General features: G+C 69.0%; 13 protein-coding genes. 6 read left to right on the forward strand and 7 right to left on the reverse strand.

What is annotated here, in order from left to right; genetic code table 11:
- Positions 1 to 157: 157 nt before the first annotated feature.
- Genes ACZ5ZX_RS39440 through ACZ5ZX_RS39450 form a run of 3 tightly spaced genes read right to left on the reverse strand, consistent with a single transcriptional unit; the run spans position 158 to position 2,566 of the window.
- Complete coding sequence (locus ACZ5ZX_RS39440; RefSeq protein ID WP_465507099.1) at positions 158 to 1,159, reverse strand: aldo/keto reductase; 1,002 nt, start codon at positions 1,157 to 1,159, stop codon at positions 158 to 160.
- Between the two features lie 25 nt (positions 1,160 to 1,184).
- Positions 1,185 to 2,168, reverse strand: coding sequence for an aldo/keto reductase (locus ACZ5ZX_RS39445; RefSeq protein ID WP_465507100.1), 984 nt, complete (start codon positions 2,166 to 2,168; stop codon positions 1,185 to 1,187).
- Positions 2,165 to 2,566, reverse strand: a complete 402-nt coding sequence (locus tag ACZ5ZX_RS39450; RefSeq protein ID WP_465507101.1) for a MerR family transcriptional regulator — start codon at positions 2,564 to 2,566, stop codon at positions 2,165 to 2,167. Before ACZ5ZX_RS39450 ends, ACZ5ZX_RS39445 begins: the two co-directional genes overlap by 4 nt.
- 84 nt (positions 2,567 to 2,650) lie before the next feature.
- Between ACZ5ZX_RS39450 and ACZ5ZX_RS39455 the strand changes: the two genes are divergently transcribed.
- Positions 2,651 to 3,244, forward strand: coding sequence for a TetR/AcrR family transcriptional regulator (locus ACZ5ZX_RS39455; protein WP_465507102.1), 594 nt, complete (start codon positions 2,651 to 2,653; stop codon positions 3,242 to 3,244).
- A 28-nt stretch (positions 3,245 to 3,272) separates the two neighbouring features.
- On the opposite strand, the gene ACZ5ZX_RS39460 is transcribed toward ACZ5ZX_RS39455, so the two are convergent.
- The 4 genes from ACZ5ZX_RS39460 to ACZ5ZX_RS39475 all read right to left on the reverse strand — a co-directional run bounded on the left by ACZ5ZX_RS39460 (position 3,273) and on the right by ACZ5ZX_RS39475 (position 6,458).
- The gene (locus ACZ5ZX_RS39460; protein WP_465507103.1) at positions 3,273 to 4,550 is read right to left on the reverse strand and encodes a hypothetical protein; all 1,278 of its coding nucleotides are present in this window, start codon (positions 4,548 to 4,550) and stop codon (positions 3,273 to 3,275) included.
- The gene (locus ACZ5ZX_RS39465) at positions 4,547 to 5,140 is read right to left on the reverse strand and encodes an RNA polymerase sigma factor (RefSeq protein ID WP_465507114.1); all 594 of its coding nucleotides are present in this window, start codon (positions 5,138 to 5,140) and stop codon (positions 4,547 to 4,549) included. Before ACZ5ZX_RS39465 ends, ACZ5ZX_RS39460 begins: the two co-directional genes overlap by 4 nt.
- Positions 5,141 to 5,372: 232 nt before the next feature.
- Positions 5,373 to 5,996 carry a uracil phosphoribosyltransferase gene (gene upp, locus ACZ5ZX_RS39470; RefSeq protein ID WP_400562334.1) on the reverse strand — a complete coding sequence of 208 codons (624 nt, stop codon included), beginning with the start codon at positions 5,994 to 5,996 and terminating at the stop codon, positions 5,373 to 5,375.
- An 18-nt stretch (positions 5,997 to 6,014) separates the two neighbouring features.
- On the reverse strand, positions 6,015 to 6,458 hold the full coding sequence (locus ACZ5ZX_RS39475) for a protein-tyrosine phosphatase family protein (RefSeq protein ID WP_465507104.1): 444 nt from the start codon (positions 6,456 to 6,458) through the stop codon (positions 6,015 to 6,017).
- 105 nt (positions 6,459 to 6,563) lie between these two features.
- Here ACZ5ZX_RS39475 and ACZ5ZX_RS39480 point away from each other — a divergent pair, with 105 nt between their 5' ends.
- Genes ACZ5ZX_RS39480 through ACZ5ZX_RS39500 form a run of 5 tightly spaced genes read left to right on the forward strand, consistent with a single transcriptional unit; the run spans position 6,564 to position 11,647 of the window.
- Entirely contained in the window at positions 6,564 to 7,172 is a 609-nt protein-coding gene (locus ACZ5ZX_RS39480; RefSeq protein ID WP_465507115.1) for a DUF1707 SHOCT-like domain-containing protein, read from the forward strand.
- Positions 7,173 to 7,197: 25 nt separating this feature from the next.
- Positions 7,198 to 8,358 carry a serine hydrolase domain-containing protein gene (locus tag ACZ5ZX_RS39485; protein ID WP_465507105.1) on the forward strand — a complete coding sequence of 387 codons (1,161 nt, stop codon included), beginning with the start codon at positions 7,198 to 7,200 and terminating at the stop codon, positions 8,356 to 8,358.
- A 19-nt stretch (positions 8,359 to 8,377) separates the two neighbouring features.
- On the forward strand, positions 8,378 to 9,352 hold the full coding sequence (gene deoC, locus ACZ5ZX_RS39490; RefSeq protein ID WP_465507106.1) for a deoxyribose-phosphate aldolase: 975 nt from the start codon (positions 8,378 to 8,380) through the stop codon (positions 9,350 to 9,352).
- A gap of 2 nt (positions 9,353 to 9,354) precedes the next feature.
- Positions 9,355 to 10,788: an aldehyde dehydrogenase family protein gene (locus tag ACZ5ZX_RS39495; RefSeq protein WP_465507107.1), complete on the forward strand. Its 1,434-nt coding sequence runs from the start codon at positions 9,355 to 9,357 to the stop codon at positions 10,786 to 10,788.
- A complete protein-coding gene (locus ACZ5ZX_RS39500) occupies positions 10,781 to 11,647 on the forward strand; it encodes an aldehyde dehydrogenase family protein (protein ID WP_465507108.1) in 867 nt (288 codons plus the stop codon). The genes ACZ5ZX_RS39495 and ACZ5ZX_RS39500 overlap by 8 nt, the downstream gene beginning before the upstream one ends.
- Positions 11,648 to 11,738: the final 91 nt, after the last annotated feature.

The following is an 11,738-nucleotide window of genomic DNA, read 5'->3' on the forward strand; positions in this document are numbered from 1 at the left end:
CCCGTCGGGCGACGGGCCGCTCCCCCCCCGGAGCACCCCCCGCGGCCGGGCCGCGGCGGGGTGCTGGGGGGCCTGGGGGCCTCGTGGAGAACACCCCGAATCGCCACTCACGACCAACCCAGCCCACCACTCACCGCAGGCTTTCCTCAGGCTTTTCTCAGCGCGACAGCAGCTTCATGCCCTCGTCGGGATAACGCTGCCCGGCCACCGCGTCGGCCGGTACCGCCTCCTCGATCTCGGCCACGTCCTCAGCCGTCAGCTTCAAGCCGACAGCCGCGACGTTCTCTTCGAGGTACTTGCGCCGCTTGGTGCCCGGAATCGGCACGACGTCCTCGCCTTGCGCCTGGACCCACGCCAGCGCCAGCTGACCCGCGGTGACACCCTTTCGTTCGGCGAGTGCGCGCAGCGCCTCGACGATCGCCAGGTTCCGTTCGAGGTTCCCGTCGGCGAAGCGCGGTTGCGCCGACTGCCGGAAGTCACCCTCGGCGAAGTCCTCTTTGGACTTGAAGCGGCCGGTCAGGAAGCCGCGGCCGAGCGGCGAGTACGGCACCAGGCCGACACCCAGCTCACGGCAGACTCCGACGACCTCGTTCTCGATGTCGCGGGACCACAGCGACCATTCCGTCTGCACCGCCGTCACCGGATGCACCGCGTGCGCCCGCCGGATCGTCTCCGGACCGGCTTCGGACAGCCCGATGTGCCGGATCTTGCCCTGTTCGACCAGTGAGGACAGCGCGCCCGCGGTCTCCTCGATCGGCACGTTCGGGTCGACCCGGTGCTGGTAGTACAGATCGATGTGGTCGACGTTCAGCCTGCGCAGCGAGGCTTCGACCTGTTGCCGCACATAGAATTCGTCACCCCGGATCCCGCGCTTGGCGGGGTCGGCCTCGTCGCGCACGATGCCGAATTTGGTGGCGAGCACGACCTTGTCCCGCTTGCCAGCCAGCGCCCGGCCGACGAGTTCCTCGTTGCGGCCGAAGCCGTACATGTCCGCCGTGTCGATCAGGGTCACGCCCAGTTCGATCGCGCGATGGATCGTCGCGATCGATTCGGTTTCGTCACCTTGGCCGTAGAACTCGCTCATGCCCATGCAGCCGAGCCCCTGCGCACCGACTTCCAGTGTGCCGAGCCTGCGAATGGGCAGCGTCGAACCCGTCATGATTTCTCTCGCAATTCTTGGGAAGTTATTTGCCCGCGGCGCGGGCGAGCCGCTCCGGGTAACGCTCACCGGCGATCGCCTCGACGGGCGCGGCCTTTTCGATGGCCTCGATGTCCACTTCGGACAGTTCCAGTCCGGCGGCGGCCACGTTCTCTTCGAGGTACTTGCGCCGCTTGGTACCCGGGATCGGCACGACGTCGTCGCCTTGTGACTGCACCCACGCGAGCGCCAGCTGACCCGCCGTCACGCCCTTCTCCGCCGCCAGCGCCCGCAGCGCCTCGACGATCGCCATGTTCCGCTCGAAGTTGCCTTCGGCGAACCGCGGCAGGTTGCGGCGCAGGTCGTCTTCCGGCAGATCCTTCACCGACGTCACGCTTCCGGTGAGGAATCCGCGACCGAGCGGCGAGAACGGCACGATGCCGATACCCAGCTCACGAGCGGTCGAAAGGATCTCGCCTTCGATGCCGCGGGTCCACAGGGACCATTCGCTCTGCAGTGCCGTGACCGGGTGGACGGCGTGCGCGCGACGGATCGTCTCGGCACTGGCCTCGGAGATACCGGCGAACCGGATCTTTCCCTCGTCGACCAGCTCCGCCAGCGCACCCCAGGTCTCCTCGACCGGCGTGTTCGGGTCGACCCGGTGCTGGTAGTAGAGGTCGATGTGGTCGACGTTCAGCCTGCGAAGGGACTCTTCGCAGCTCTTCTTGACGTAAGCGGCGTCTCCGCGGGCGGACATCCCGCCGTCCTTGTCCCAGACGATGCCGAACTTGGTCGCCAGCACCACCTGGTCCCGCTTGCCCGCGATCGCCTGGCCGACCAGCTCCTCGTTCGCGCCCGCCCCATAGACGTTGGCGGTGTCGAGCATGGTAACGCCCAGTTCGAGGGCACGGTGGACGGTGGCGATCGACTCCGTGTCGTCACCACGGACGCCGTAGGCCTGGCTCATCCCCATGCAGCCGAGTCCTTGCGCCCCGACTTCCAGACCGCCGAGCCTCTTGGTGCTGATCACGCTGAAATTCCCTCCATGGTGGCTCCGGTGCCGAGCACCTTGCGCTCCACCTGGTCGTAGTGGTCGATCTTGTAGTCGAGGATGTCGAGGCAGGTCTGCAGCTCGGCGATCCGGTCGGCGACCGATTTGCGCTGGTCGACGAGGATCGCCTTACGCCGTCCCGCGCTCGCCGCCCCGTGGTGGCGCAGCGACGCGTACTCCCGCATGCGTTTGATGGGCATGCCGGTCAACCGCAGCTTGGTCAGGAACCCCAGCCACCCGAGATCCTCATCGGTGTAGGCGCGGCGCCCCGCGGCGTCCCGTGCCGGGGGCTCGACGAGTTTGATGCGCTCGTAGTACCTGAGGGTGTCGATGGACAACCCGCTACGTCGCGCGGCTTCCGCTATCGAGTAGCTCATGCAGACGACAGTACGACCTGGAGTGCGCTCCAGGTCAACTCCGAATCCGAGCGATTGATAACAGCGTTGCGATACGCTGGGCGCATGCCCCGCCCCAGGACACACGACGAGAACCTCCGGCTGAAACTACTGGACCGCGCCGGTGAGCTCATCTCGGCCGACGGCCCGAAGGCGCTCAGCCTCCGCAAGCTCGCCGCCGACGTCGGCACGTCCACCACCGCGGTCTATTCACTTTTCGGCGGGAAGACGGACCTGGTCAGCGCCCTCTTTTCCGAGGGCTTTCGCCGCTTCGGCCTCCGGATGTCCGGTGTTCCGCGCACCGGCGACCCCGTCGAGGACCTCGTGCGGCTCGGCGTCGCCTATCGCGAAAGCGCACTGGCCGACCCGCATCTCTACGCGATCATGTTCACGAAGTCGGTCCCGGGTTTCGAGCCCGCGGAGGAGATGTCCGAGCAGGCGCGCGCCACGCTGGCCCCCCTGGAGGAGACGATCCGCGAGGCCGTCGCCGACGGCGTCTTCGCCGACGTCCCGCCCGAGGTCGTCATCGTGAGCTGCTGGGGACTCGTGCACGGTCTGGTGTCGCTGGAGCTGACCGGGAACCTGCCGGAGGAGTTCACCGTGAGCGAGGCCTACGAGACCGCGCTGCGGGCGAACGCCTCCGGCTGGCTGCGCCGCTGACGCGTCGCGTTTAGCGGGCTGAACGCGATCAGTAGAGCGGCAGGGTGCCCTGGTGCAGGATCGCCCCAGCCGCGTCGAGGACGGTGATGCCCACCCGCGCGTGCTCGTAGTCCTGGCTGACCCCGTCCGGCAGCCATGCCGCGAAAGTCCCGTCCGCGACGGTCGCGTCGATCGTCTTGCCGGTCCCGAAGTCGAGCTTCACAGCCGCGGCCGCCTCGGGAACGACCCCCAGGTACGCGTTCTGGGGCCGAGCGGCGTTTCCGGGCCGGTTCGCCATGCCGACCGTTTCGGTCCACATAGGATGCACAGGCCCGGCGGACTTCCTCTGCTCGTCGAAGACCCGGTAGTACTCGGTCTCCCCGTCCCCGTACCCGAGTCCACCCTGGCACACGATGGCCCGGTCACCCAGGCGCGCGACGACGACTTTGACCTTCTCCCCTTCGAGCAGCGCACCGACCCGGTAGGCGTCCTCGTCGGCCACCGTGTCGGGCGCTCCTCTCGTGCAGGTTTTGAAGAACTCGCCCGCGGGCGTGGCCCGGTCGGGAACCGGGGACACCGGTTTGTCGAGCACCGACACGGCCGGCTCCGGCGCGGGCCGAAGGGGGTATGGAGCCTGGTATCGGCTAGGCCGGGACTGTTTCCCCGGAGTCGGCCCGACCGCGTAGGTGGTCCGTGACGGCTTCATCGGCGCGATGTGCACGAACAGGTTCCCCGGCCGGAAGATCGGGATCTCCCTCAGGGACGACGACTCCTCGTTCTGGCCCGTGATCTCCAACTGCGGCCACTCGGGGTCGGCGATGCCCGCGACCGTCCCGGCAGGGGTCATCAGCAGGGCGGCTGTCCCGCCGTGCGTGTAGGGCGGAGCGGCGGCCGGATCGGACACGGTCGCCGTCATCAACGTGGTCTCGCAGAAGAAGGGCTTTTCACCGGCCATCACCGCGACGACGGTGACCGACGACGAAACGACGGTGAAGCGCGGTGACCACTCGTCCCGGTCCGGGAAGCTCGCGGCCTTGCCCTCGGACTGGATCACCGCCCAGCATCGGTTCATCGCCGTCACCGCCCTCGGCCAGTCGAGGGAGAAGTCAGGGTTCGCGACGACGGGGCCCGGCCTGTCCGGTTCCCGGATGACCACGGTGGCGACCAGAGCGCCAGCGAGGACCAGGACGACGGCGGCCGCGGCGGCCACGATCGGCCATCGCCGCCGGGCGGGTTTTCCCATCCCCTCCCGCAGGGACATCCGCAGGTCGTGCAGCACTTCCGGGGGGAGTTCACGCCTGCCGGGCAGGCCGAAGTCGTCGGTCATTTCTCCTCCAGAGCGGCGCGCAGCTGCGCGCGGGCCCGCGAGATGTGGGCGCGAACGGTCACCTCGGCGACGCCGAGCAGTTCGGCGGCGTCGGCGAGGGAAAGATCGCCGAGCAGGCAAAGTTCGACGGCCTGGCGCTGCGACTTCGGCAGCTTCGCGACCAAGGCGAGCACCTGCCGGAGCCGGTCTTCGCCGTCGAGCTGGTCGATGACGGTGTCGGCGTGGTCGACCACCGACCGAGGTTCCGGCAGCCGCCGGACCAGCCGGAGCCGTCGCCCGGAACTGCGGTGTTCGGTGCGCGCGAGGTTGCCCGCGACGGTGTACAGCCAGGGCAGCGCGCTGTCCCGGATGAGCGTGATACCCGACCTGCGCCGCCAGGCGGTGAGGAAGGTCATCGAAGTCAGGTCTTCGGCCGACGCCCACGATCCCGTCAACCGGTAGGCGTGATTCCACACCGACTGGGCGTGGCGTTCGAAAAGCTCGGTGAACGCCCCGTGATCACCGCCCGCGGCCGCGCGCCAAAGCTCCGTGTCGCCCCTGTCGGGAGGAGGTTCGGACGAGTCCACCGGCACCCCCACCGATCCGGTCACTGTTCTGGTCACACCCGTCAGTGACCGGCACCCGGCGGGATGTTGCGAACTCCCCCGCGTCGGTCGTCAGTCCCTGAAGGTCCCCCTCCCTACCTTGAGAGGCCCAGGCCGACGTCTATGAAGGAATTGGGACGTTGAGTGCCCCAATTCCTTCATGGACGGACGTTGAACGTCCCGAATCCTCCACACCCGATCGCGTTCAGCGGGCTAAACGCGATCCGGGCCGGGCGAGTCAGACGGCGCCGTACTGCCGGTCCCCCGCGTCCCCGAGGCCCGGCACGATGAAGCCGGAGTCGTTCAGCCGCTCGTCGATGCTCGCGGTCACCACCCGTAGCGGCAGCCCGGTCTTCTCCAGGTGCTCGATGCCCTCGGGCGCGGCGAGCGCGCAGATGGCGGTGACGTCGGTGGCACCCCGGTCGGTGAGCAGCCGGATCGTGTACTCCATCGAGCCGCCGGTCGCCAGCATCGGGTCGAGCACCAGCACCGGCCGGTCGGCGAGTGATTCGGGCAGCGACTCGAGGTACGGCGTCGGCTTCAGCGTCTCTTCGTCGCGGGCGAGGCCGACGAAACCCATCTGGGCGTCGGGGATCAGCTTGTGCGCCTGATCCGCCATCCCCAGCCCCGCCCGCAGCACCGGCACCAGCAGTGGCGGACTCGCCAGCGCGTAGCCGTCGGTGCGCGCCACCGGCGTGTGGATCCGCTCGATCCGCACGGGCATGTCGCGCGTGGCTTCGTAGACCAGCATGACGGTCAGCTCGTGCAGCGCCGCGCGGAAGGCGGCGCTGTCGGTGCGCGCGTCGCGCATGGTGGAGAGCCTGGCCTTGGCCAGCGGGTGATCAACGACGTGCACATCCATGCCGGTCAATTTAGCCCGTCAGGCCTGCCGCGCGAACCAGCCGACCCAGCGGCGCTGCCACGGCATCTCCACCGAACGTTCGTGGTGGTTCGCCCGCGCCCACGCGACGGCCTCATCGGCGGACAGCCCGGAAAGCGTGGCCAAGCAGGAGAGCACCGTGCCGGTCCGGCCCACCCCGCCGTAACAGGCGACCTCGACGTTCTCGCCCGCCGCGGCCCGGCCGTGCAGGGCCACGATCTGCCGCCGCGCCTCCGCCCGGTCCATCGGCACCAGGAAATCGGGCCAGCGGATCCACTCGTGGTCCCAGTCCATTTTGTGGTCGTGTTTCCGGCGCAGCTTCGCGCCGCCCAAGTAGAGCCCGAAATCCGGCGCCGGCCCCTCCGGCCAGGGCCGGCCAAGGCCCCGTCCGCGCACCTTGACCCCATCGGGCAATTCGATCGCACCAGGTAGTGAGTTCCCCATCACAGGAGAATCCCACTGTCGGCCAAAAGATGGACGCCCGGCCCTCCTCCCGGCGCTAGGCTCCTGCGCGTGAGCGAAGAGCCGGCCCTGCCGGGACCCGAACAGATGCGCATCTCCGACGCCGACCGCGAGCAGGTCGCGCAGGTGCTGCACCTGGCGATGTCCGAAGGGCGTATCACCATCAACGAGCTGGAAGAACGGCTCACCACCGTCTACGCGGCCAAAACCGTCGGCGACCTCAAGCCGGTCACCGCGGATCTGCCGCAGTCCAGCACGGCGATCCAGCCATCGGCCTCGCGTGCGCTCGGGCTGCCCGACGACCGCATCGGCGGCCACCCCGGCTCCGGCGCGTCGATCGCCGTCCTGTCCGGCGCGTCACGCAAGGGCAGCTGGGTCGTCCCGCCGCAGCACAACAGCTTCGCGTTCTGGGGCGGCGCCGAACTCGACCTGAGGCACGCGCGGTTCGCCGAGAAGCATTCGACGATCACCGCGGTGGCGATCATGGGCGGGATCGACATCATCGTGCCCGACGACATCAACGTGGACGTCACCGGAATCGGCTTCATGGGTGCCTTCGAACTGGAGGACCGCGCCGGGACGCCCCCGGCGCCGCCGACAGCGCCGACGGTGAAGATCACCGGCCTCGCGTTCTGGGGTGGCGTCGTCGTGAAGCGGAAACCGCGTAAGAAGGACGTATCCGAACTGGAAGCCTGACCTGAAAACCTGGGGGGTTCACCGCATGCGCCGAAGTTTCGTCGCGATCGCTTGTGCCGCACTGCTTTCCGTCACCGCCTTACCGGCGGCGGCCGCCGGGAAGACCGACCCGCGCCAGAGCGCGATGGACGCGGCCGTCGCCGCGGGCATCCCCGGCATGGTCGCCGTCGCCGACGATTTCCGCGGTGTCGGCGGCGTCGCGGACATCACCCGGCCAGGTAAGCCCGACGCGTCCGGCCGCTGGCGGATCGCGAGTGTGTCCAAGGTGTTCGTCGCGACGCTGGTCCTTCAGCTCGTGGCCGAGAACCGCGTGGGACTCGACGATCCCGTCCAGCGCTACCTGCCGGGACTCTTGCCGTACCCGGAGCCGATCACCGTCCGCCAGCTGCTGCAGCACACCAGCGGCCTCCCGCGCGACCTGCTCCCCGAGGACACCTGGTCGACGGGACCGGAGATCGACACCGAGCGCTTCGAGCACTTCGACAGCGACGACCAGATCCGCCTGAGCACGTCGAAGCAGCCGCTGCAGTTCAAGCCCGGGACGGGCTGGGCGTACTCCAACACCGGCTACAACGTCCTCGGCCTGCTCGTCGAGAAGACCACCCGGAAGCCGCTCGAACGGGTGCTGGCCGAGCGCGTCACCGGGCCGCTGCACCTGCGCGACACCTCGCTCCCCCGCGACTTCCCGGTCCTGCTCCGCCCGGCCGCCCACGGCTACGAGCAGCTGTACGACGCGCCGCGTGGCCTCACCGACGTCACCACCTACAACTACTCGCGCTACTTCGGCGCGGGCGGCGTGGTGTCCTCTGGCAAGGACCTCAACCGCTTCTTCGAAGCGCTGTTCGGCGGCCGTCTGCTTCCCGCGGACCTGCTGGCGCAGATGAAGACGACCGTGCCCTTGAGCGGCGGTCTCGAATACGGACTCGGCCTGATGAAACTGAACCTCAAGGCGGCGGGCGGCTGCGCGGAGGACATCACCGTCTGGGGTCACGCCGGTGATCTGCCTGGCTTCGCGACGCTCAGCTTCCACGACGAGACCGGCAAGAACATCTCCACGCTGGCCACGGTGGACCTCACCGCGTCACCGGACGCCGCGCTCAAGCGCCAGCTCCCGATGATCAGCGAGTTCTGCGCGCCGGTGATCCCGGCCAGGGCCGCCGCCCAGGCCCCGGTGCCCAGCCTGTAGGCCGCCTACACTCACCCGTATGACAGCTACGACCAGCTCGTCAGCGGCGACGGCCACCCCGTCGCCGCTGGCGGACGCGACTCGCGACGAGGCGAGCCTGCGCCGGTTCCTGCACGGGCTGCCTGGTGTCGACCAGGTCGGCGTCGAGCAGCGAGCGGCGGGCCTCGGCACGCGCAGCATCAAGAAGGCCGCCAAGCTCTGGGCGATCGACACCGCCATCTCGATGGTCGACTTGACGACCCTCGAAGGTGCCGACACCCGCGGCAAGGTCCGCGCGCTCGCCGCGAAGGCCATGCGGCCGGACCCGGACCGGCCGGACACCCCGAAGGTCGCGGCCGTCTGCGTGTACCCGGACATGGTCGAGACGGCTGTCGAGACCCTGCGCGGCACCGGCATCCACGTCGCGAGTGTCGCCACCGGCTTCCCGGCGGGCCGCACGAGCCGCGAGATCAAGCTGGCCGACACCAAGATCGCCGTCGACGCCGGCGCCGCCGAGATCGACATGGTGATCGATCGGGGCGCGTTCCTGGAGGGCCGCTTCATGGCGGTCTTCGAGGAGATCCAGGCCATCAAGGCCGCCTGTGGCGACGCGCATCTGAAGGTCATCCTCGAAACCGGTGAGCTGGCCACCTACGACAACGTCCGCCGCGCCTCCTGGCTCGCGCTGCTGGCCGGTGGCGACTTCATCAAGACCTCCACCGGCAAGGTCTCGCCGGCCGCGACGCTGCCGGTCACGCACGTGATGCTGCAGGCCGTCCGCGACTGGTTCGTCCAGACCGGTGAACTGCGCGGCGTCAAACCCGCCGGTGGCATCCGGACGACCAAGGACGCGATCAAGTACCTGGTCGCGGTGCACGAGGTCGCCGGCGAGCAGTGGCTGACCCCGGACCTGTTCCGGTTCGGCGCGTCCAGCCTGCTCAACGACCTCCTGCTGCAGCGCCGCACCCAGGCCGACGGCCACTACAGCGGTCCCGACTACGTGACGGTGGACTGACCATGGGCATCTTCGAGTACGCGCCCGCGCCCGAATCGCGCGACCTCGCGAACCTCAAACCGCATTACCGGCCGTTCGTCAACGGCGAGTTCGTCGACGGCTCCGGCGAGCCGCTCAAGACGATCAACCCGGCCACCGAAGAGGTGCTCGCCGAGGTCGGCACCGCGTCGGTGTCCGATGTGGACACCGCGGTGAAGGCCGCGCGCAAGGCCTACAACGGCGTCTGGTCCAAGATGCCGGGCTCCGAACGCGCCAAGTACCTCTTCCGCATCGCCCGGCTGATCCAGGAGCGGTCGCGGGAACTGGCCGTGCTGGAAAGTCTCGACAACGGCAAGCCGATCAAGGAATCGCGGGATTCCGACGTGCCGACGGCGGCCGCGCATTTCTTCTACCACGCCGGCTGGGCCGACAAGCTCGACTACGCCGGTTACGGCCCGAACCCGCGGCCGCTCGGGGTCGCCGGTCAGGTCATCCCGTGGAACTTCCCGCTGCTCATGCTCGCGTGGAAGATCGCGCCCGCGCTGGCCACCGGCAACACCGTGGTGCTCAAACCCGCGGAGACCACGCCGCTGACCGCGCTGGTGTTCGCGGAGATCTGCCAGCAGGCCGAACTCCCGCCCGGCGTGGTGAACATCCTCCCCGGCGCCGGGGACATCGGCGCGGCGCTGGTGGGCCACGGCGACGTGAACAAGGTCGCCTTCACCGGGTCGACCGAGGTCGGCAAGGCCATCCAGCGCCAGATCGCGGGCAGCGCGAAGAAGCTGACGCTCGAACTGGGCGGCAAGGCGGCGAACGTCGTCTTCGATGACGCCCCGCTGGACCAGGCCGTCGAGGGGATCGTCAACGGGATCTTCTTCAACCAGGGCCACGTCTGCTGCGCGGGCTCGCGGCTGCTGGTGCAGGAGTCCATCGCGGAGGAGGTGCTCGAAAAGCTCCGCTACCGCGTCTCGACCTTGCGGCTGGGCGACCCGCTGGACAAGAACACCGACATCGGCGCGATCAACTCCGCCGAGCAGCTCGCGAAGATCAAGGGACTCGTGGAATCCGGTGACGCGGAAGGCGCGGAGCGCTGGACCAGCCCGTGCCCGGTGCCCGAACGTGGATTCTTCTTCGCTCCCACGGTGTTCTCGGACGTCCAGCAGTCGATGCGCATCGCCCGCGAGGAGATCTTCGGGCCGGTCCTGTCGGTGCTGACCTTCCGCACCCCGGAGGAAGCCGTCACCAAGGCGAACAACACGCCGTACGGGCTCTCCGCCGGTATCTGGACCGAGAAGGGCTCGCGCATCCTGTGGATGGCGAACCAGCTCCGCGCCGGCGTCGTCTGGGCCAACACCTTCAACCGCTTCGATCCCGCCGCGCCGTTCGGCGGCTACCAGGAGTCGGGTTTCGGCCGCGAAGGCGGACGCACCGGACTGGAGGCCTACCTCGATGTCTGACCGTATTTCGGTGGCGAAGACCTACAAGCTCTACATCGGCGGGAAGTTCCCCCGGTCGGAGTCGGGGCGCGTGTACCCGGTCACCGACGCCAAGGGCAAGTTCCTCGCCAACGCCTCGCACGCGTCCCGCAAGGACGTCCGTGACGCGGTTTCCGCCGCCCGCAAGGCTTTCGGCGGCTGGTCGTCGGCGACCGCCTACAACCGCGGCCAGGTGCTTTACCGGGTCGCGGAGATGCTGGAGGGCCGGCGCGAGCAGTTCGTCGCGGAGGTGGCCGCTTCCGAAGGCATCGCGGCGAAGAAGGCACAGTCCCTTGTGGACGCTTCGATCGACCGCTGGGTCTGGTACGCGGGCTGGACGGACAAGATCGCGACCGTGCTCGGCGGGGCCAACCCCGTCGCGGGTCCGTACTTCTCCTTCACCGTGCCCGAGCCGACCGGTGTCGTCGGCGTGCTGGCGCCGCAGCAGTCGTCGTTGCTGGGTCTGGTGAGCGTGCTCGCCCCGGTGCTGGCGACGGGCTCGACCGCCGTGGTCGTCTCCAGCGCGGAGCGGCCGCTGCCCGCGATCACCCTGTCGGAGGTCCTGGCGACGTCCGATCTGCCGGGTGGCGTGGCGAACATCCTGACGGGCCGGGCTTCGGAGCTGGGTTCGTGGCTGGCCTCGCACGGAGACGTCAACGCCCTCGACCCGACAGGCGCGGAGCCGTCCGCCCGCGCGGACCTGGCGCGCGACGCCGCGGGCACCGTGAAGCGTGTCCTGACCGTCCCGGACGCCGAACCGGACTGGACGGCCGACGCCGACATCGCGCGGCTACGCCGGTATCTGGAGGCGAAGACCGTCTGGCACCCGCTGGGCGTCTAGGGCGTGTCCTGCGGATCTTGTTCATGATCGTGTGCAGACAATGACTGTGTGGTGGGTCGTGGTGAGCTGACGGATCGGGCGTGGGCGGTGA

It is taken from the genome of Amycolatopsis sp. NPDC033938, from assembly GCF_055575975.1.

Excerpts from the sequence above, each read along its gene's own strand:
- ACZ5ZX_RS39440 (WP_465507099.1), bottom strand. The coding sequence starts at position 1,159 with ATGACGGGTTCGACGCTGCCCATTCGCAGGCTCGGCACACTGGAAGTC.
- ACZ5ZX_RS39450 (WP_465507101.1), bottom strand. The coding sequence starts at position 2,566 with ATGAGCTACTCGATAGCGGAAGCCGCGCGACGTAGCGGGTTGTCCATC.
- ACZ5ZX_RS39455 (WP_465507102.1), top strand. The coding sequence starts at position 2,651 with ATGCCCCGCCCCAGGACACACGACGAGAACCTCCGGCTGAAACTACTG.
- ACZ5ZX_RS39460 (WP_465507103.1), bottom strand. The coding sequence starts at position 4,550 with ATGACCGACGACTTCGGCCTGCCCGGCAGGCGTGAACTCCCCCCGGAA.
- upp (WP_400562334.1), bottom strand. The coding sequence starts at position 5,996 with ATGGATGTGCACGTCGTTGATCACCCGCTGGCCAAGGCCAGGCTCTCC.
- ACZ5ZX_RS39475 (WP_465507104.1), bottom strand. The coding sequence starts at position 6,458 with ATGGGGAACTCACTACCTGGTGCGATCGAATTGCCCGATGGGGTCAAG.
- ACZ5ZX_RS39480 (WP_465507115.1), top strand. The coding sequence starts at position 6,564 with ATGCGCATCTCCGACGCCGACCGCGAGCAGGTCGCGCAGGTGCTGCAC.
- ACZ5ZX_RS39485 (WP_465507105.1), top strand. The coding sequence starts at position 7,198 with ATGCGCCGAAGTTTCGTCGCGATCGCTTGTGCCGCACTGCTTTCCGTC.
- deoC (WP_465507106.1), top strand. The coding sequence starts at position 8,378 with ATGACAGCTACGACCAGCTCGTCAGCGGCGACGGCCACCCCGTCGCCG.
- ACZ5ZX_RS39495 (WP_465507107.1), top strand. The coding sequence starts at position 9,355 with ATGGGCATCTTCGAGTACGCGCCCGCGCCCGAATCGCGCGACCTCGCG.
- ACZ5ZX_RS39500 (WP_465507108.1), top strand. The coding sequence starts at position 10,781 with ATGTCTGACCGTATTTCGGTGGCGAAGACCTACAAGCTCTACATCGGC.